Raw genomic sequence first — 19257 nt, 5'->3', positions numbered from 1 at the left:
TCTCGCGGCGGCGACAGACAATTAGTATACTCTTTACCAATACCGCCTGGGGGCTATATGGGTCCGGTAGTGCCGCTAGGAGGCCTTGATGGGTATTGCATTGACCGACGACCATCGCGAACTCTCCGGGGTGGCTCGCGCGTTCTTGACTTCGCAGAAGGTGCGCTGGGCGGCGCGTGCATCACTGGACGCGGCGGGGGACGCCCGCCCGCCGTTCTGGCAGAACCTCGCCGAGCTGGGCTGGCTCGGCCTGCATATCGACGAGCGACACGGTGGCTCTGGCTATGGCCTGTCCGAGCTTGTGGTGGTGATCGAAGAGCTCGGTCGTGCGGTGGCACCGGGGCTGTTTGTGCCGACCGTGATCGCCTCAGCGGTGGTCGCCAAAGAAGGTACTGATGACCAACGGGCACGGCTGTTGCCGGCGCTGATTGACGGAACCCTGACGGCGGGTGTGGGACTGGATAGTCAGGTGCAGGTTACCGACGGTGTTGCCGACGGTGAGGCGGGAATCGTGTTGGGCGCCGGGCTTGCCGAGCTGCTGTTGGTCGCCGCCGGTGACGACGTGCTGGTGTTGGAACGCGGCCGCAAGGGCGTCTCGGTTGATGTGCCGGAAAACTTTGATCCGACCCGGCGGAGTGGCCGCGTGCGCCTGGACAACGTGCGCGTGACGACCGACGACATCCTGCTTGGTGCGCATGAATCGGCTTTGGCCCGCGCGCGCACATTGCTGGCCGCCGAGGCCGTCGGTGGGGCGGCCGACTGCGTGGACAGCGCCGTGGCCTATGCCAAGGTGCGACAGCAATTCGGCCGTACCATCGCCACGTTTCAAGCGGTGAAGCATCACTGCGCGAACATGCTGGTGGCCGCCGAGTCGGCGATCGCCGCGGTCTGGGATGCCGCGCGTGCGGCAGCAGAGGATGAGGAGCAGTTTCGGCTGGCCGCCGCGGTCGCTGCGGCCCTGGCGTTTCCGGCCTATGCACGCAATGCCGAGCTCAACATCCAGGTGCACGGCGGTATTGGCTTTACCTGGGAGCATGACGCGCATCTGCATCTGCGCCGGGCGCTGGTGACCGTGGGATTGTTCGGCGGTGATGCGCCCGTCCGAGACGTTTTCGAGCGCACCGCGGCTGGCGTTACCCGGGCGATCAGCTTGGACCTGCCGGCACAGGCCGAGGAGCTGCGCGCCCGCATCCGTTCGGACGCCGCTGAAATCGCTGCTCTGGAAAAGGATGCACAGCGCGACAAGCTGATCGAGACGGGCTATGTGATGCCGCATTGGCCCAGGCCGTGGGGTCGTGCCGCGGGCGCGGTGGAGCAGTTGGTGATCGAGGAAGAGTTCAGCGCGGCGGGCATCGAGCGCCCGGATTACTCGATCACCGGGTGGGTGATCTTGACGCTGATTCAGCACGGAACGCCTTGGCAGATTGAAAGATTCGTCGAGAAAGCGCTGCGCCAGCAGGAGATATGGTGCCAACTGTTCTCCGAACCTGACGCGGGGTCTGACGCGGCCTCGGTCAAGACCCGCGCAACTCGGGTGGAGGGCGGCTGGAAGATCAACGGGCAAAAGGTGTGGACCAGCGGAGCGCAGTACTGCGCGCGTGGCCTGGCTACCGTGCGTACCGATCCGGATGCCCCCAAACACGCTGGCATCACCACGGTGATCATCGACATGTTGGCCCCCGGTGTCGAGGTGCGGCCGCTGCGGCAGATCACCGGCGACTCGGAATTCAACGAGGTGTTCTTCAACGATGTCTTCGTCCCCGATGAGGACGTTGTCGGGGCGCCGAACTCCGGGTGGACGGTGGCGCGGGCAACGCTGGGCAACGAGCGGGTCAGCATCGGCGGCAGTGGCTCGTACTACGAAGCAATGGCGGCGAAGCTGGTGCAATTGGTCCAGCGGCGGTCAGATGCGTTTGCGGGCGCCCCAATTCGAGTCGGCGCTTTCCTCGCAGAGGATCACGCACTGCGGCTGCTGAACCTGCGCCGTGCCGCTCGCAGCGTCGAAGGAGCCGGCCCTGGTCCGGAGGGCAACATCACCAAGCTCAAAGTGGCAGAGCACATGATCGAGGGCGCCGCCATCGCGGCCGCGCTATGGGGGCCCGAGATTGCGTTGCTGGACGGCCCCGGCAGGGTGATTGGCCGAACGGTGATGGGCGCCCGTGGCATGGCGATCGCCGGCGGCACGTCGGAGGTGACCCGCAATCAGATTGCCGAGCGGATCCTGGGCATGCCGCGTGATCCCCTGATTAGCTAGGGCCCAGCTCGCCCGGTTGCGCGAGCAGACGCAGAATCGCCTCAAAATCTTGGATTTTGGGCGATTCTGCGTCTGCTCGCGCCCTTGACTCAGCCAATACAGTACACTCTATTGAAATGAGCACCGAGCCGGACGCGGTCTGGACGGACAAGCGAGCGTCGAAGATCGCCCGCCGCATCGAGGCGGACATCGTCCGCCGCGGCTGGCCGATCGGAGCATCCTTGGGTTCGGAAAGCGCTTTGCAGCAACGCTTTTGCGTGAGTCGATCGGTGCTGCGCGAAGCTGTGCGTCTGGTTGAGCACCATCAGGTGGCAAGAATGCGTCGTGGACCGAACGGCGGGCTGTTCATCTGCGAGCCCAATGCCGGGCCCGCTACCCGCGCCGTGGTCATCTATCTCGAATACCTGGGCACCACCATCGGTGACTTGCTCGGCGCGCGTCTGGTGCTCGAACCCTTGGCGGCCTCTCTTGCCGCAGAGCATATCGACGAACCCGGCATCGAAAGGCTGCGAGCGGTCTTGCGCGCAGAGGAACGGTGGCGGCCCGGTTTGCCCCCGCCGCCTGAGCAGTTTTACCGCGTGCTCGCGGAGCAATCGAAAAACCCTGTCCTACAGCTGTTTATCGACATCTTGATGCGGCTGACCAAGCGATACGTCCAGAAGTCAGGTACCCAGTCCGCAGGTGAGGCCGTCGAGGCGGCCGGTCAAGTGCACAACGAACATTCCGATATCGTCGCGGCCGTCACGGCGGGTGATTCGGCGTGGGCCAAAACCTTAAGCGAACGACACGTTGAGGCGGTAGCCGGCTGGCTGCAGCAGCACCAGCGCGGCAACGATGCGGCCGTCCGCAACGGGGGCCGGGCGCGTGAGCCGCGCCGGGCCCAGCAGCTGATCCTGGGCGCGCCGCGCGGCAAGCTGGCCGAGGTGTTGGCGGCCACCATTGGCGACGATATCGCCGCCAGCGGCTGGCAGGTCGGGTCGGTCTTCGGGACCGAGACAGCGCTGTTGGAACGCTACCAGGTGAGCCGCGCGGTGCTTCGGGAAGCGGTGCGGCTGCTGGAATATCACGCGATCGCGCACATGCGCCGCGGACCCGGCGGCGGGTTGGTCGTCACCACCCCCCAGCCACAAGCCAGCATCGACACCATCGCGCTCTATCTGCAGTACCGCAAGCCGAGCCGCGAAGACCTACGGTGCGTCCGGGATGCCATCGAGATCGACAATGTCGCGAAAGTTGTCAAGCGCCGCAGCGAACCTGAGGTTGCGTCCTTCCTCGATACGCTGGGGCGGCCGAGGTTGGATAACCCCACCGACGATGTACGCGCGGCCGCCGTCGAGGAGTTTCGGTTCCACGTCGGACTGGCGCGAGCGGCCGGCAATACGGTGCTGGATCTGTTCCTGCTGATACTGGTCGAGCTGTTCCGCCGGCACTTGTCGAGCACAGAGCAGGCGCTGCCGACATGGAGCGACGTGGTCGCTGTGGGACATGCCCACGTACGGATTCTCGAAGCGATCGGCTCTGGTGACGACAGCCTGGCCCGTTGCCGCACCCGCCGCCATCTGGACGCTGCCGCTTCCTGGTGGCTCTAAGCACCAAAGTACGGATGAGTGTGTCCGCGCTCGTCCGCACCGTGCCCGACGGCGACGTGACTGCCCCATCGGGTAGTTAGCAGCTACCCTGAGGCCGGACCTACCGCCTTAACTCCTGCTGCGGGAGAGGTGGCTGAGGCATCTGGATTGTGCATCCCACCGCTGTCAGGGCAAAAGCAGCGACCAGTGCTGCGCCCAGCAATTGCCCTACCCGGATCCGCCTGTTGCCTTTTGCGATCATCGGTCGCGCCCTTCTTGCTCCTGCATGTGCGTGGTTGCGCTGCACCCGTCCGGCGAGGTCGCAGAGCAGCTAACCGAGGCTTTGAGGAATTAACTCCGATTCCGGCAGAACCGTGGGAACGCGCTGGGTAGCGCAGCCCGCTGCTAGTACTGCAACTGCCGCAGCCAGCGCCGCGACCAGTGTCTGAAACGCCCGCAAACCCTTGCTTTTAGTCGCGCTCATCGATTGAGCCTTTCGTCGCTGGAGCACACCCATATTCCGCGGTTTCCACACCGTCATCAGATGCTATCGCCAGGTTCCACCGCAGCGAGGGTTTTCTGCAACAGGGGACGTCCAAATTCAAACGGTCGTCATAGAAGTCGAAAGGGCTTGCACCGTCGGCGCACGATAGCGACACTGACCATTCGCGCGACCCGCGGCGGGATCTGATCCAGACCGACTCCCGCCGCGGGTCGAAAGTGGGTGCGGGCTGCGCACTGGCACCTTCATCTGCGGCACCGGTGGATTGGCGGAATCCGCCGAAGAGGGCCTACCTGGGACGCAGCACGATCGGCATCCCGTCCATCGGGATCGGCATGGCACTGTAGTCCCAGCGGGGCTGGTAGTCGGGACGGGACAGCTCCAGCCGGTAGCGGCGCAGCAGCCGGTGCAGGATCGTCTTTATCTCCAATTGGCCGAACACCATCCCGATGCACTTGTGCACGCCGCCGCCGAACGGCGTGAACGCATAGCGGTGCCGCTTGTGCTCGTTGCGCGGCTCGGTAAACCGTTCCGGGTCGAATGTCAGCGGGTCTGTCCAGATTTCCGGCAGGCGATGATTCATCCCTGGGTATGCGATCACGTTGGTGCCCTTGGGTAGGTAGTAGCCCAGCAGTTCGGTATCGCGCACCGTCTGCCGCATCGCCCACTGGACCGGCGTCACCAACCGGATCGACTCGTTCATCACCAGGTCGAGCGATTCCAGCTGCTCTAGGGATTCGATGTCGAGCGGCCCATCGCCATGCCGGTCCGATTCGTCGCGGCAGCGCTGCTGCCATTCCGGGTGGGCGGCCAGCTGGTAGGCCATCGTCGTGGCCGTTGACGTCGAGGTATCGTGGGCGGCCATCATCAAGAAGATCATGTGGTTGACGATGTCGGCGTCGGAGAACCGGTTGCCGTCGTCGTCTTCGGTCTGGCACAACACCGTCAGCAGGTCGTTGCCCGACGCTTCGCGGCGCTCTTTGACTCGGGCGGTGAAGTAGTTTTCCAGCAGCTCGCGTGCTCGCAGTCCTCGCCACCAGGTGAACGGTGGCACGCTGGTGCGGATCACCGCGTTGCCGGCACGGGTGGTAATCGTGAACGCCTTGTTCACCTTGGTGACCAGTTCGTGATCGGTGCCGGGTTCGTGGCCCATGAAGACCATCGAGGCGATGTCAAGCGTGAGCGCCTTCATGGCCGGATAGACAAGGAAGCGTGCGTCGTTGACGACCCAGTCGTCGGCGACCACCCGCGAGACGACCCTGTCCATCTGCTCGAGGTAGCCGGCGAGCCTGGACCGGACGAACGCCTCCTGCATGATCCGTCGGTGGAACATGTGCTCTTCGAAGTCGAGCAGCATCAGGCCGCGGTGGAAGAAGGGCCCGATCACGGGCACCCAGCCCTGCTGCGAGTAGTCCTTGTTGCGGTTGGAGTAGATGACCTGCGCCGCGTCAGGGCCCAGTGCTGCGACACCCGGCAGCACAGCTGAGTCGCCGAATACGACCGGACCCTTCGTCTTGTACAGGAACATCAGATAGTCCGGTCCGCCGCGCAACATCTCGATCATGTGCCCAAGGATCGGCAGCCCCGCGTCACCGACGACCGGCTTGAGCCCGCTGCCTGGCGGCGGTTCGGCGAGTTTCTTCTCCGGGAATTTGGTGTTCAGCAGCATGTGTTCGACAAGACTCATGCCGGGAAAGTTGTTGAACGACGGCGTGAAGCGACGCTTGGCTTGGTCAAGGAGGTATGCCGGGGGGTGGATCGTCGCCATTGGCGCTCCTTACCGGTGGTGGCTGTAACTGAAATCTATCCTTCTGGTCAATTTGACGGCTACCGATGTTCCGTTTTCAGACGCCATGGTGCAAGGTCAAGGGGGTGATCAAAAGGTGACCAGTCATGCCGCAGACGAGAAGCAGGCTGCGCCGCCGATGCGACGGCGTGGTGACAGGCATCGCCAGGCGATTCTGCGGGCCGCACGCGAACTGCTGGAGGAGACACCGTTCGCGGAATTGTCGGTGCGCGCTATCAGCCTTCGCGCAGGGGTAGCCCGCTCCGGTTTCTACTTCTACTTCGATTCCAAATACTCGGTGCTCGCCCAGATCTTGGCCGAGGCCACCGAAGAACTCGAAGAAGCCAGCCAGCATTTCTCCGCCCGTCAGCCAGGGGAGTCACCCGAGCAGTTCGTCAACCGGATGATCGGCAGCGTCGCCGCCGTTTACGCGAACAACGACCCGGTGCTGCGGGCCTGTAATGCGGCACGCCAGAGCGACATGGAGATCCGCGATATTCTCGAGCGGCAGTTCCAAGTGCTGTTGCGTGAAACCATCGGCGTCTTCGAGGCTGAGGTGAAGGCCGGCACTGCGCATCCGATCAGCGAAGACCTCCCGACTCTCGTCCGCACCCTGGCAGCTACCACCGCGCTGATGCTGACCGGTGACGCTTTGCTCGTCGGCCCCGACAGTGACCCAGCTCGCCGGGTTCGGGTGCTTGAACAGATGTGGCTCAACGCGCTTTGGGGTGGCGGCAAGGCCCCATAGCTATCGGGGCGCATCGATCGTCCTACCGGAGGGGGTGTCGGTACCGCCGGTATCGTCACGACCATGTTGCAGAGGGGAGCCGGACAGTATTTCGCGGGTAAGCGGTGCTTTGTCACCGGCGCGGCCAGTGGCATCGGTCGCGCGACCGCGTTGCGCCTCGCGGCGCAAGGTGCCGAGCTGTATCTGACCGACCGCGACCGTGATGGCTTGGCGCAAACCGTGTGTGACGCCCGTGCACTCGGCGCTCAGGTGCCCGAGCATCGAGTTCTGGACGTCTCCGACTACCAGGACGTGGCGGCATTCGCGGCCGATATCCACGCCCGTCATCCCAGCATGGACGTGGTACTAAACATCGCCGGTGTGTCGGCCTGGGGCACCGTTGACCAGCTCACGCACGATCAGTGGAGCAGGATGGTCGCGATCAATCTCATGGGCCCAATCCACGTCATCGAGACCTTGGTCCCACCGATGGTCGCCGCCGGCCGGGGCGGGCACCTGGTCAATGTGTCCTCGGCGGCCGGGCTGGTTGGCTTGCCGTGGCATGCGGCCTATAGCGCTAGCAAGTACGGGTTGCGGGGACTTTCTGAGGTGCTGCGCTTCGATCTGGCCCGGCACGGCATCGGGGTGTCGGTCGTGGTGCCTGGCGCCGTCAAGACCCCGCTGGTCAATACGGTCGAGATCGCCGGAGTGGATCGCGACGACCCGAGGGTCAACCGCTGGGTCGAACGGTTCAGTGGTCACGCCGTGACGCCGGAAAAGGCGGCCGACAAAATTTTGGCCGGGGTCACAAGGAACAGATACCTGGTCTATACGTCGGCGGACATCCGGGCGCTGTATGCGTTCAAGCGATATGCGTGGTGGCCATACACCCTGGTGATGCGACGAGTCAACGTGTTCTTCACGCGCGCGCTTCGGCCCGGGCCATAGCGGCCGGTGCGGTCAAGACTTCGCGCCGCCCAGGTGCGGTGTGCGCGCCGGTTCTAGGCCAGTTCTAACCGCACTCCCAGCAACCGGACGGGCCGATCCAGCTCGAATAGGTCAAGAACGTGCCGGGCGGCAGCGGTGATGACGTCGGGATCGGTGCTGGGAGCTTGCAGCTTTCGGATCTTGGTGCGGGTGTAGAACGTCGCCGTGCGCACGGTGACCGCGACTCGGGTGACGGTTCGCGACGAAGCCACCACCTCGTTGAGTGTTCGCTGCGCCAATTCCGTCACGGCCGATTCCATTTCGGATCGGCAGGTGAGGTCTCGTGGAAAGGTGACGGCGTGGCTGCGCGAGCGTGGAACCCAAGCTTGGGCCCTGACTTCGGTATCGCCTCCGCCTTTGGCCAGCAGCAGCAGCCACAGCGCGGTTCGCGGACCGAACGTGGACATCAATAGCCCGGAATCGGTGTGTGCAAGTTGGTAAACGGTGTTGATCCCAAGCTTTGCCAGCCTTTTCGTAGTCTTGGGCCCCACACCCCACAGTGCTTCGACGGTACGGTCACCCATGATGGCCATCCAGTTGGCATCGGTGAGCTGATAGATGCCAGCTGGTTTTGCCAACCCGGTAGCGATCTTGGCGCGCTGCTTGTTGTCACTGATACCTATCGAGCAAGACAGCCCGGTTTGCGACAAGATGACTTTTCGGATCTCTTCGGCGACTTCGATGGGGTCGTCGGGAGTCCCGGGCGCCACCGCGAGGTAAGCCTCGTCCCAGCCCCATACCTCGACCGGGTATCCCAGGTCGCGCAATAACGCCACCACCTCCTCGGACGCCGCGTTGTAGGCGGCTGGGTTCGACGGCAAGAAGGTGGCCTCAGGGCATCGTCGGGCGGCGGTTCGCAACGGCATGCCGGCGCGCACACCGTAGGCACGGGCCTCATACGACGCACAGGTGACGACCTTTCGCGGTTCGGTCGGATCACCGTTGCCGCCGACGATGACCGGCAAACCTGCCAGTTCGGGGTGGCGGCGCAGTTCGACCGACGCCAAAAACTGGTCGAGGTCTACGTGCAGGATCCATCGCGGTGCTGCTGTCGGCATAGTGATCGATCATCGTCCGCACAGTTTTCGCGCCAGGCTCTCCCATGCGTCGCCCAGGGTTTGCAGGGTATGGCCGCCGGCGTTGAGTTGGTGCTCGACATAGTCGACGTCGAGCAGCGCTAGCAGGGCATCGGTCTGGGCATCCAGGTCGCCGGTGGTCGGCGCCGAGGCCAGCAGTACCCGCAAATGGGTGCGCAGTACCGATAGCGCCGCGCTGTGGCGGGTTTGTGGATCCCGGTTGGCTTCCGACAGCAGCTGGTGATGGGCATGGACGAAGCGCATTCGCTCCCGACCGAATGCGATCAGGCGGTCCAGCGGCGGAGCATCCGGGCCCAGCGGTGGCGGGCCGAACAGGAAGGCCTGCTGACTGGCTCGCTCGTCTTCATCGAGCAACACCATCATCAGGCCGGCACGGCTGCCGAAGCGGCGAAACAAGGTGCCTTTGCCGACGCCAGCGGCCGCGGCGACGTCGTCCATGGTGATTGCGTCCGCACCGCTTCGGGCGATCAGGCGGCGCGCCGCCTCCAACAGGAGTGCACGATTGCGTGCCGCGTCGCCCCGCTCTGGTACGGGCTCTTGCCTCGCGAACACAGGCAAGTCACCCAACCGCTCGGCGCCGCTCACCTTTGCACTGTAACGCGATCGGAATAAATCGGACCATGGTCCGGTTGGCTCGTGCAAGGACGTGGACCAACAAGCGGAAAGGAACGTAGCAGTGTCAGATACCAAGTCCGACATCAAAATCTTGGCCTTAGTGGGAAGCCTGCGCGCGGCGTCGTTCAACCGCCAGATCGCCGAGCTGGCTGCCAAGGTCGCTCCGGACGGCGTCACCGTCACCATGTTCGAGGGGCTGGGGGACCTGCCGTTCTACAACGAAGACATCGACACAGCGACGGAGGTGCCGGCGCCGGTGAGCGCGTTGCGGGAGGCCGCGTCTGACGCGCACGCTGCCTTGGTGGTCACGCCGGAATACAACGGCAGCATTCCGGCCGTGATCAAGAACGCGATCGACTGGCTGTCCAGGCCATTCGGCGATGGCGCGTTGAAGGACAAGCCGTTGGCCGTGATCGGCGGCTCCATGGGCCGCTACGGCGGGGTATGGGCGCACGACGAGACTCGCAAGTCGTTCAGCATCGCTGGCACGCGGGTGGTCGATGCGATCAAACTGTCGGTGCCGTTCCAAACTCTGGGCAAGTCGGTCGCGGACGACGCCGGGCTGGCGGCGAATGTGCGCGACGCCGTCGGCAACTTGGCCGCTGAGGTCGGCTGATCCCTGGGCCGAGGCGGGTCAGCCAATAGCGGCTCCATCGGCTTTGCTGGTAGCGGTTCGGCGGGAAGCTAGCGGCGACGTTGTCGGTGGCCGGTGATATATCGGGTCAGACGGGTATGGCGGCGGCTGAGGTGATCTGCGACACGCCGCCGCGGTGCTCGAGCCAGGCTTACGACCAGGGAATTTCGAAAATGTTATTCAGAACATCTTGTATCTCTTCTCCGTGCCACCCCCTAGGTGTAGTGTTTTCGAGTACCGGCAGATCCCAGGTTCACCAGGTCTCACCAGATCCACGGGGCGCGATGAACTTCCCGGCATCGGCATCGCCAGGTCGACGGACGTGGTCGCGCTATGACGGGAATCTGGAGCCTTGTCGGGCCGCTCAACATATCGAAGATGCACTACTTGAGTCGTTGCCAGATCCTGTCAGATTCCCGATTTCCGCAAAGGAGCGGTACGCCCATGACCGTGACCGTTTACACTAAGCCCGCGTGCGTACAGTGCAGTGCCACCTCCAAGGCGCTGGACAAGCAGGGCATCGCCTACCAGAAGGTTGATATCAGCCTGGATTCCGAAGCGCGGGACTACGTGATGGCGCTGGGTTACCTACAAGCACCCGTCGTGGTCGCCGGAAACGACCACTGGTCGGGTTTCCGCCCCGATCGCATCAAGGCGCTCGCCGGGGCAGCGCTGACCGCCTAGCGCGGCAGACATAGATAAGGAAGATTGCGGTGCCATGGATATCGCGGGGCGCAGCCTGGTCTATTTCTCCAGCGTGTCGGAGAACACCCACCGCTTTGTGCAGAAACTGGGTATTCCCGCCACGCGGATACCGCTGCATGGCCGGATCGAGGTCGACGAGCCGTACGTGCTGATACTGCCCACCTACGGTGGCGGCCGGGCCAACCCGGGTCTCGATGCCGGCGGATACGTCCCCAAACAGGTCATTGCCTTCTTGAACAACGACCACAATCGAGCGCAGCTGCGCGGGGTCATCGCTGCCGGCAATACCAACTTCGGTGCCGAGTTCTGCTACGCCGGCGACGTCGTCTCCCGAAAATGTAGCGTTCCCTACCTATACCGCTTCGAACTGATGGGCACCGAGGACGACGTCGCCGCCGTCCGCACCGGTCTCGCTGAATTCTGGAAGGAACAGACGTGCCACCAACCGTCATTGCAGAGCCTGTAGCCTCCGGCGCGCACGCCTCTTACTCTGGGGGGCCGGGCGAAACGGACTATCACGCGCTGAACGCGATGCTGAACCTGTACGACGCGGACGGCAAGATCCAGTTCGACAAGGATCGGGAAGCAGCCCACCAGTACTTTTTGCAGCATGTCAATCAGAACACGGTCTTCTTCCATAATCAGGACGAGAAGCTCGACTACCTGATCCGCGAGAATTACTACGAGCGTGAGGTTCTCGACCAGTACTCGCGCAACTTCGTCAAGACGCTGCTAGACTGCGCCTACGCCAAAAAGTTCCGGTTTCCGACGTTTTTGGGTGCGTTCAAGTACTACACCTCCTACACGCTAAAAACCTTTGACGGGAAGCGCTATCTGGAGCGCTTCGAGGACCGCGTGGTCATGGTGGCGCTAACGTTGGCCGCCGGCGATACCGCACTTGCCGAGCTGCTGGTCGACGAGATCATCGACGGCCGCTTCCAGCCCGCCACACCGACGTTTTTGAATTCTGGCAAGAAGCAGCGCGGGGAGCCCGTGAGCTGTTTTTTGCTTCGCATCGAAGACAACATGGAGTCGATCGGACGGTCGATCAACTCCGCGCTGCAGCTATCCAAGCGTGGCGGGGGAGTGGCGTTGCTGCTGACCAACATTCGCGAGCACGGCGCGCCGATCAAGAACATCGAGAACCAGTCCTCGGGCGTCATCCCCATCATGAAGTTGCTGGAGGATGCGTTCTCCTACGCCAACCAGCTGGGCGCTCGTCAAGGTGCCGGCGCGGTGTACCTGCACGCCCATCACCCCGACATCTACCGATTCCTGGACACCAAGCGTGAGAACGCCGACGAGAAGATCCGGATCAAGACGCTGAGTCTGGGGGTGGTGATCCCCGACATCACCTTCGAGTTGGCCAAGCGCAACGATGACATGTACCTGTTCTCGCCCTACGATGTCGAGCGGGTCTACGGTGTGCCGTTCGCTGACATCTCGGTCACCGAGAAGTACTACGAAATGGTCGATGACGCGCGCATCCGCAAGACCAAGATCAAGGCACGGGAGTTCTTCCAGACGCTGGCCGAGCTGCAGTTCGAGTCCGGCTACCCCTATATCATGTTCGAAGACACCGTCAATCGCGCTAATCCAATTGATGGCAAGATCACGCATAGCAACCTGTGCTCGGAGATCCTGCAAGTGTCTACGCCATCATTGTTCAACGAGGACTTGTCGTATGCCAAAGTGGGCAAAGACATTTCGTGCAACCTGGGGTCGCTGAACATCGCCAAGACGATGGACTCGCCGGACTTCGCGCAGACGATCGAGGTGGCGATCCGCGCGTTGACCGCGGTGAGCGACCAAACCCATATCAAGTCGGTGCCCTCAATCGAGCAGGGCAACAACGACTCCCACGCGATCGGGCTAGGACAGATGAACCTGCACGGCTACCTGGCCCGGGAACGCATCTTCTACGGATCCGACGAAGGCATCGACTTCACCAACATCTACTTCTATACGGTGCTGTATCACGCGTTGCGGGCATCCAACCGCATCGCGATCGAACGCGGCACGCACTTCAAGGGTTTCGAGCGGTCCAAGTACGCGTCCGGGGAATTCTTCGACAAGTACACCGACCAGATTTGGGAGCCGAAAACCCAGAAGGTACGCCAGCTGTTCGCCGACGCCGGCATCCGCATCCCGACCCAGGATGATTGGCGCCGGCTCAAGGAATCGGTGCAAGCGCACGGCATCTACAACCAGAACCTGCAGGCGGTGCCGCCGACCGGGTCGATTTCCTACATCAACCATTCGACGTCGTCGATTCACCCGATCGTGTCGAAGGTCGAGATCCGCAAGGAAGGCAAGATCGGGCGGGTCTACTACCCGGCGCCGTATATGACCAACGACAACCTGGAGTACTACGAAGACGCCTACGAGATCGGTTACGAGAAGATCATCGACACCTACGCGGCGGCCACCCAGCATGTGGATCAAGGGCTTTCGCTGACGTTGTTCTTCAAAGACACCGCCACCACCCGCGACGTGAACAAGGCGCAGATTTACGCCTGGCGCAAGGGGATCAAGACGCTGTACTACATCCGGCTGCGGCAGATGGCGTTGGAGGGCACCGAGGTCGAGGGTTGCGTGTCCTGCATGCTGTAGGACACGCGCGGCCGAGCCGGCAGGTGCCCTCAGCTCGGTGGGTCGAGTCTGCCCAGGTCAGCGCTTGCAACGCGGTAAGGTGCTTGATGTGGTCAGAATCCCCCGACCCCACCCCAGTGCAAAGCCGGGGGTGAAAGTCGACGCCCGCAGTGAACGGTGGCGTGAGCACCGCAAGAAGGTGCGCAACGAAATCGTCGACGCGGCGTTCCGCGCTATCGACCGGCTGGGCCCCGAGCTGAGTGTGCGCCAAATCGCCGAAGAGGCCGGCACCGCCAAGCCCAAGATCTATCGGCATTTCACCGACAAGTCCGATTTGCTCGAGGCCATCGGGATGCGACTGCGTGACATGCTGTGGGCGGCGATCTTCCCGTCGCTCGACTTAGCCACCGACTCTGCCCGCGAAGTTATCCGGCGCAGCGTCGAGGAGTACGTCAACCTCGTCGACCAGCACCCCAACGTGCTGCGGGTGTTCATTCAGGGCCGCTCGGCAAAGCAGTCCGAGGCGACGGTACGCACCCTCAACGAAGGCCGGGAGATCACGCTGGCCATGGCCGAGATGTTCAACAACGAGCTGCGCGAGATGGAGCTGAATCGAGCCGCGCTCGAACTCGCCGCATTCGCGGCGTTCGGATCGGCCGCATCGGCAACCGAGTGGTGGTTGGGCCCCGAACCCGACAGCCCGCGCCGCATGCCGCGTGAGCAGTTCGTGGCGCATCTGACCACCATCATGATGGGCGTGATCGTCGGCACCGCCGAAGCGCTGGGCATCGCGGTCGACCCTGACCAACCGATCCACGACGCGGTACCCAACAATCCCGCCGTGCGTTGAGCGCGGCGGCCGTTGACATCGCTGCGGCAATCAACAACACTCGTCATATCCGATACCCTGGGTACTGGGTATTTGCGCCGGCGAGGGTGACTGAAGCGCCAAACTCGCCGCTGAACAGGAAGACCGATCCATTGTGAGCATTGCCGATACGGCTGCCAAGCCGTCCACGCCAAGCCCGGCCAACCAGCCGCCGGTACGTACCCGCGCCGTCATCATCGGAACCGGATTCTCCGGTTTGGGCATGGCCATCGCACTGCAAAAGCAAGGAGTGGACTTCGTCATATTGGAGAAAGCCGACGACGTCGGCGGCACCTGGCGCGACAACACCTACCCCGGCTGCGCGTGCGACATCCCGTCGCACCTGTACTCCTTCTCGTTCGAGCCCAAGGCGGACTGGAAGCACCTGTTTTCCTACTGGGACGAAATCTTGGGCTACCTCAAAGGGGTCACCGACAAGTACGGCCTGCGCCGCTACATCGAGTTCAATTCGCTCGTCGATCGCGGCTACTGGGACGACGACGAATGCCGCTGGCACGTGTTCACCGCCGACGGGCGTGAATACGTCGCGCAGTTCCTGATCTCCGGGGCCGGTGCGTTGCACATCCCGTCCTTCCCCGAGATCGCAGGTCGCGACGAATTCGCCGGCCCCGCTTTCCATTCCGCCCAGTGGGACCACAGTATCGACCTGACCGGCAAGCGGGTGGCGATCGTCGGGACCGGTGCCAGCGCGATCCAGATCGTGCCCGAGATCGTCGGGCGGGTCGCCGAACTTCAGCTCTATCAGCGCACCCCGCCTTGGGTGGTCCCGCGCACCAACGAAGAGCTGCCGGTGTCGCTGCGCCGGGTGTTGCGAACCGTCCCCGGGCTACGGGCACTGTTGCGCCTCGGCATCTACTGGGCCCAGGAGGCGCTGGCCTACGGCATGACCAAGCGGCCCAACACGTTGAAGATCATCGAGGCCTATGCCAAATACAATATTCGTCGATCGGTGAAGGATCGCGAGCTGCGGCGCAAGCTGACGCCGCGGTATCGCATCGGCTGCAAACGGATCCTGAACTCCTCTACCTATTACCCCGCGGTGGCGGACCCGAAGACCGAACTGATCACCGACCGCATCGACCGGATCACGCGCGACGGGATCGTCACCGCCGACGGCACTGGCCGTGAGGTCTTCCGGGAAGCCGATGTGATCGTGTACGCCACCGGCTTCCACGTCACCGACTCCTATACCTATGTGCAGATCAAGGGGCGTCACGGCGAGGACCTGGTCGACCGCTGGAACCGTGAGGGCATCGGTGCACACCGCGGGATCACCGTCGCCAACATGCCCAACCTGTTCTTCCTGCTGGGGCCGAACACTGGGCTGGGACACAACTCCGTGGTGTTCATGATCGAATCGCAGATCCATTACGTGGCCGATGCGATCGCGAAATGCGACCGGATGGGCGTGCAAGCGCTGGCCCCCACCCGCGAGGCGCAAGACCGGTTCAACGAGGAGCTGCAGCGCAGGCTGGCTGGGTCGGTGTGGAACAGTGGCGGCTGCCGCAGCTGGTATCTCGACGAGCACGGCAAGAACACCGTGCTCTGGTGCGGCTACACCTGGCAATACTGGCTGACCACCCGCTCGGTTAACCCCGCCGAGTACCGGTTCTTCGGGATCGGCAACGGTTTGTCGAGCGACCGCGCGACGGTCGCTGCGGCGAACTAGCCGGCGAAACAGGCGAGCGGATTCGCGACACGCAAACACAACTTCTTGTGTTGCAGTACCTTGTCGGACCCCAGGGGTAGTGTTTGAGGCCTAGCAAGGCAGCTTGTTGTCCTGGTGAAGTGGGGTTCTGGTGACTGGAAACGCAAAGCTAATTGATCGAGTCTCAGCGATCAACTGGAACCGACTGCAAGATGAGAAGGACGCTGAGGTCTGGGATCGGCTGACCGGAAACTTCTGGCTGCCCGAGAAGGTGCCGGTGTCCAATGACATCCCGTCGTGGGGCACCCTGACCGCCGGCGAGAAGCAACTAACCATGCGGGTCTTCACCGGCCTGACCATGTTGGACACCATCCAGGGCACCGTTGGTGCGGTCAGCCTGATTCCCGACGCGCTGACTCCGCATGAGGAGGCGGTGTTGACCAACATCGCGTTCATGGAGTCGGTGCACGCCAAGAGCTACAGCCAGATCTTCTCCACGCTGTGCTCCACCGCCGAGATCGACGACGCCTTCCGCTGGTCGGAGGAAAATCGCAATCTGCAGCGCAAGGCCGAGATCGTGCTGCAGTACTACCGCGGCGACGAGCCGCTCAAGCGCAAGGTGGCCTCCACCCTGCTGGAGAGCTTCCTGTTCTACTCTGGGTTCTACCTGCCGATGTACTGGTCGAGTCGGGCCAAGTTGACCAACACCGCCGACATGATCCGGCTGATCATCCGCGACGAGGCCGTGCACGGTTACTACATCGGCTATAAGTTCCAGCGTGGTCTGGCGTTGGTTGACGACGTCACGCGCGCCGAGCTCAAGGACTACACCTACGAGCTACTGTTCGAGCTCTACGACAACGAGGTGGAATACACCCAGGACCTCTACGACGAGGTCGGGCTAACCGAGGACGTCAAGAAGTTCTTGCGCTACAACGCCAACAAGGCGCTGATGAACCTCGGCTATGAGGCGCTGTTCCCCCGCGATGAGACCGACGTGAACCCGGCCATCCTGTCGGCGCTGTCACCCAACGCCGACGAGAACCATGACTTCTTCTCCGGATCCGGGTCGAGCTATGTGATCGGCAAGGCGGTCGTCACCGAGGACGATGACTGGGACTTCTAGAGTCGCGGGAAAATGGGCCATTGTTCGGCCGGACTCCGAGGCCAGCAAACACTGACCTGATGCGGTAACTAGCTACTACGTCGAGTTGATCTTTGACATGGGCGGACCGTTCGATGCGGACGCGGAGGCGCATTTCGACGAGGTTGCCGAGGCATTCGCCAAGCTCACCAATGTGGACCGCGACGTCGGCGTAGACCTGGAGAAGGAGCTGTGCATGACGGTGGAGGCCGATGACCGCTCGGACGCGCTCGTCACAAGGCGTTTGTTGCCGCGCGTACCGCGGTGCATACCGCTGGCGGCGCGACTGGCACCTGGGACAATTGGCTGCCCAAGCTGCTGGAATCCGATAGCTACCGGTCGAGCGTCACGCCAAGCTCGTTGACCCGCGGCGACTGCCCGGCCTGACACCGTCGACGTCCGCTGCCCGGGGCCGGACATTTCTCACGAGGGCACTCCAGCGCGTGACAGCGCAACGCCAGATGGCCTTGCCCCGCAGCGCGCGAGCCAGCTTGCCAAACGCCACCTAATCGAGCGGGGTGAAAACCCAGTTCGTCGTTGCCGTCCCGCTAGACGACGCTGCAGAATGTCACGGGCTCATGGGTCCATGGGCTCGCGATCGTGGTGAACGCCTCGTGAATTGTCTGAATCGCGCCGCACTACACTGGCGCGAGTGATGTCGAAACCTTGAGACTGGTGGGGTGACGAAAACGTTCTCGCACCCGCATTTCTTCCGTTCGGTGCTGCGCTGGCTTCAGGTTGGCTACCCCGAGGGCGTCCCCGGGCCGGACCGGGTGGCGCTGCTGTCGCTATTGCGCAGCACCCCGCTGACCGAGGAGCAGATCGGGGAGGTGGTGCGCCACTTCACCGAGAACGGGTCGCCCGCCGTGGCGGACCGTGTGATCGACCGCGACGAGATCGCCGAGTTCATCTCCGAGGTGACCCATCACGACCCCGGACCGGAAAACATCCAACGGGTGGCAGGCATCCTGGCCGCCGCCGGATGGCCGCTGGCCGGCGTCGACGTCGGCGAGTCCGAATCCGGAAGTGATCGCGCACCGGCCTCACAGGGCTGAGATGTCGATGACGAAGCGGTAGCGCACGTCGCTGGCCAGCACGCGCTCGTAGGCGTCGTTGATGTAGTCCGGTTCAATCAGCTCGATTTCGGGTGTCACGCCGTGCTCGGCACAGAAATTGAGCATCTCCTGGGTCTCGGCGATCCCGCCGATGTTGGACCCGGCCAGGCTGCGTCGCATGAGCGCTAGCGCGAACGCCGGCACGGCCATGGGGTGCTCGGGGATACCCAGTTCCACGAGTGTGCCGTCGACGTCCAGCAGGTTCAGGTACTGGCCGAGGTCCAAGTTAGCCGAGACGGTGTTCAGGATCAGGTCGAAGCCGCCGCGCAGCTTGCGGAAGGTGTCCGGGTCGGCGGTCGCGTAGTAGCTCTTGGCCCCCAAGCGCAGACCGTCCTCCATTTTCTTCAGCGATTGGGACAGCACCGTCACGTCGGCGCCCATCGCGGCGCCCAGCTTGACGCCCATGTGACCCAGTCCGCCTAGGCCGATGATCGCCACCCGCGTGTTCGCCCCGGCGTTCCAGTGGCGCAGTGGCGAGTACAGCGTGATGCCCGCACACAACAGCGGCGCCGCCACATCCAGGGGCAGCACGTCGGGTATGCGCAACACGTAGTTTTCGTCGACGACGATCGCTTCGCTGTAGCCGCCCTGGGTTGGCTGGCCGTCTTTGCCGATCGAGTTGTAGGTGAAGTTTGCGCCTGGCTTGCAGTACTGTTCGATGCCGCGCGTGCAACTGTTGCACTCGCGGCACGAGTCCACGAAACAGCCAACCCCAACGCGGTCGCCCTGCCGGTACTTGGTCACCTCCGAGCCCACGGCGGTCACCACTCCGGCGATCTCGTGGCCAGGGACCACAGGGTAATTCGGTTGGCCCCACTCGGCTTTGACGGTATGGATGTCCGAGTGACAGATTCCGGCGAACTTGATGTCGATCGCCACGTCGTGCGGGCCCGGGTCGCGACGGGTGATCGTGGTCTTGGTCAGGGGTTCGGTCGCCGACATGGCGGCGTAGGCGGCAACAGTGCTCATGGCAACCCTCTTCGTTTCTTTGGTT

Annotated in this window: 17 protein-coding genes; 13 read left to right on the top strand and 4 right to left on the bottom strand. The window is 63.3% G+C overall.

Annotation, left to right across the window (positions count from 1 at the left end):
* The first annotated feature begins 88 nt into the window (after positions 1 to 88).
* Together MCAN_RS16230 and MCAN_RS16225 are read left to right on the top strand one after the other, a co-directional pair.
* Positions 89 to 2254 carry an acyl-CoA dehydrogenase gene (locus MCAN_RS16230; protein ID WP_014001561.1) on the top strand — a complete coding sequence of 722 codons (2166 nt, stop codon included), beginning with the start codon at positions 89 to 91 and terminating at the stop codon, positions 2252 to 2254.
* Between the two features lie 116 nt (positions 2255 to 2370).
* Positions 2371 to 3843, top strand: coding sequence for a FadR/GntR family transcriptional regulator (locus tag MCAN_RS16225; protein ID WP_014001560.1), 1473 nt, complete (start codon positions 2371 to 2373; stop codon positions 3841 to 3843).
* A gap of 770 nt (positions 3844 to 4613) precedes the next feature.
* Here MCAN_RS16225 and MCAN_RS16220 read toward each other — a convergent pair.
* On the bottom strand, positions 4614 to 6092 hold the full coding sequence (locus tag MCAN_RS16220) for a cytochrome P450 (RefSeq protein WP_003415988.1): 1479 nt from the start codon (positions 6090 to 6092) through the stop codon (positions 4614 to 4616).
* A gap of 115 nt (positions 6093 to 6207) precedes the next feature.
* Here MCAN_RS16220 and MCAN_RS16215 point away from each other — a divergent pair, with 115 nt between their 5' ends.
* On the top strand, positions 6208 to 6858 hold the full coding sequence (locus MCAN_RS16215) for a TetR/AcrR family transcriptional regulator (protein WP_014001559.1): 651 nt from the start codon (positions 6208 to 6210) through the stop codon (positions 6856 to 6858).
* 63 nt (positions 6859 to 6921) lie between these two features.
* Positions 6922 to 7785: an SDR family oxidoreductase gene (locus MCAN_RS16210; RefSeq protein ID WP_003415986.1), complete on the top strand. Its 864-nt coding sequence runs from the start codon at positions 6922 to 6924 to the stop codon at positions 7783 to 7785.
* 53 nt (positions 7786 to 7838) lie between these two features.
* On the opposite strand, the gene MCAN_RS16205 is transcribed toward MCAN_RS16210, so the two are convergent.
* Complete coding sequence (locus MCAN_RS16205; protein WP_014001558.1) at positions 7839 to 8882, bottom strand: DNA polymerase IV; 1044 nt, start codon at positions 8880 to 8882, stop codon at positions 7839 to 7841.
* A 9-nt stretch (positions 8883 to 8891) separates the two neighbouring features.
* Positions 8892 to 9506, bottom strand: a complete 615-nt coding sequence (locus MCAN_RS16200) for a TetR/AcrR family transcriptional regulator (RefSeq protein WP_003415984.1) — start codon at positions 9504 to 9506, stop codon at positions 8892 to 8894.
* 91 nt (positions 9507 to 9597) lie between these two features.
* On the opposite strand from MCAN_RS16200, the gene MCAN_RS16195 reads away from it, so the two are divergent.
* From MCAN_RS16195 to MCAN_RS16155, 9 genes are all read left to right on the top strand, one after another.
* Positions 9598 to 10152 (top strand): NAD(P)H-dependent oxidoreductase, encoded by a 555-nt coding sequence (locus tag MCAN_RS16195; protein WP_003415983.1) that lies wholly within the window; start codon positions 9598 to 9600, stop codon positions 10150 to 10152.
* Positions 10153 to 10614: 462 nt separating this feature from the next.
* Complete coding sequence (gene nrdH, locus MCAN_RS16190; RefSeq protein WP_003415982.1) at positions 10615 to 10854, top strand: redoxin NrdH; 240 nt, start codon at positions 10615 to 10617, stop codon at positions 10852 to 10854.
* 34 nt (positions 10855 to 10888) lie between these two features.
* The gene (gene nrdI, locus MCAN_RS16185) at positions 10889 to 11341 is read left to right on the top strand and encodes a class Ib ribonucleoside-diphosphate reductase assembly flavoprotein NrdI (RefSeq protein WP_003415981.1); all 453 of its coding nucleotides are present in this window, start codon (positions 10889 to 10891) and stop codon (positions 11339 to 11341) included.
* Positions 11311 to 13488, top strand: a complete 2178-nt coding sequence (gene nrdE / locus MCAN_RS16180) for a class 1b ribonucleoside-diphosphate reductase subunit alpha (RefSeq protein WP_080603733.1) — start codon at positions 11311 to 11313, stop codon at positions 13486 to 13488. Before nrdI ends, nrdE begins: the two co-directional genes overlap by 31 nt.
* An 88-nt stretch (positions 13489 to 13576) precedes the next feature.
* Entirely contained in the window at positions 13577 to 14317 is a 741-nt protein-coding gene (locus tag MCAN_RS16175; protein WP_003415979.1) for a TetR/AcrR family transcriptional regulator, read from the top strand.
* A 133-nt stretch (positions 14318 to 14450) separates the two neighbouring features.
* The gene (locus MCAN_RS16170) at positions 14451 to 16025 is read left to right on the top strand and encodes a flavin-containing monooxygenase (protein ID WP_014001556.1); all 1575 of its coding nucleotides are present in this window, start codon (positions 14451 to 14453) and stop codon (positions 16023 to 16025) included.
* Positions 16026 to 16155: 130 nt separating this feature from the next.
* Positions 16156 to 17130 carry a class 1b ribonucleoside-diphosphate reductase subunit beta gene (nrdF, locus tag MCAN_RS16165; protein ID WP_003415973.1) on the top strand — a complete coding sequence of 325 codons (975 nt, stop codon included), beginning with the start codon at positions 16156 to 16158 and terminating at the stop codon, positions 17128 to 17130.
* A gap of 97 nt (positions 17131 to 17227) precedes the next feature.
* On the top strand, positions 17228 to 17512 hold the full coding sequence (locus MCAN_RS16160; RefSeq protein WP_014001555.1) for a hypothetical protein: 285 nt from the start codon (positions 17228 to 17230) through the stop codon (positions 17510 to 17512).
* A 316-nt stretch (positions 17513 to 17828) separates the two neighbouring features.
* Positions 17829 to 18203 carry a DUF3349 domain-containing protein gene (locus MCAN_RS16155; protein ID WP_014001554.1) on the top strand — a complete coding sequence of 125 codons (375 nt, stop codon included), beginning with the start codon at positions 17829 to 17831 and terminating at the stop codon, positions 18201 to 18203.
* Here the strand turns inward: MCAN_RS16155 and MCAN_RS16150 are convergent.
* Entirely contained in the window at positions 18192 to 19232 is a 1041-nt protein-coding gene (locus tag MCAN_RS16150; RefSeq protein ID WP_003415965.1) for an NAD(P)-dependent alcohol dehydrogenase, read from the bottom strand. The two genes, MCAN_RS16155 and MCAN_RS16150, sit on opposite strands and share 12 nt — an antisense overlap.
* Positions 19233 to 19257: the final 25 nt, after the last annotated feature.

The sequence above is a fragment of the Mycobacterium canetti CIPT 140010059 genome (assembly GCF_000253375.1).
GTDB classification, from domain to species: domain Bacteria; phylum Actinomycetota; class Actinomycetes; order Mycobacteriales; family Mycobacteriaceae; genus Mycobacterium; species Mycobacterium tuberculosis.
The sequence above is the reverse complement of the archived record's forward strand: the minus strand, read 5'-3'. Positions and strand labels throughout refer to the sequence as shown.

Bases quoted from the DNA above. Each gene is read 5' to 3' on its own strand.
- nrdH (WP_003415982.1), top strand. From the start codon at position 10,615: ATGACCGTGACCGTTTACACTAAGCCCGCGTGCGTACAGTGCAGTGCC.
- MCAN_RS16205 (WP_014001558.1), bottom strand. From the start codon at position 8,882: ATGCCGACAGCAGCACCGCGATGGATCCTGCACGTAGACCTCGACCAG.
- nrdI (WP_003415981.1), top strand. From the start codon at position 10,889: ATGGATATCGCGGGGCGCAGCCTGGTCTATTTCTCCAGCGTGTCGGAG.
- MCAN_RS16150 (WP_003415965.1), bottom strand. From the start codon at position 19,232: ATGAGCACTGTTGCCGCCTACGCCGCCATGTCGGCGACCGAACCCCTG.
- MCAN_RS16160 (WP_014001555.1), top strand. From the start codon at position 17,228: ATGGGCGGACCGTTCGATGCGGACGCGGAGGCGCATTTCGACGAGGTT.
- MCAN_RS16220 (WP_003415988.1), bottom strand. From the start codon at position 6,092: ATGGCGACGATCCACCCCCCGGCATACCTCCTTGACCAAGCCAAGCGT.
- MCAN_RS16210 (WP_003415986.1), top strand. From the start codon at position 6,922: ATGTTGCAGAGGGGAGCCGGACAGTATTTCGCGGGTAAGCGGTGCTTT.
- MCAN_RS16230 (WP_014001561.1), top strand. From the start codon at position 89: ATGGGTATTGCATTGACCGACGACCATCGCGAACTCTCCGGGGTGGCT.
- MCAN_RS16225 (WP_014001560.1), top strand. From the start codon at position 2,371: ATGAGCACCGAGCCGGACGCGGTCTGGACGGACAAGCGAGCGTCGAAG.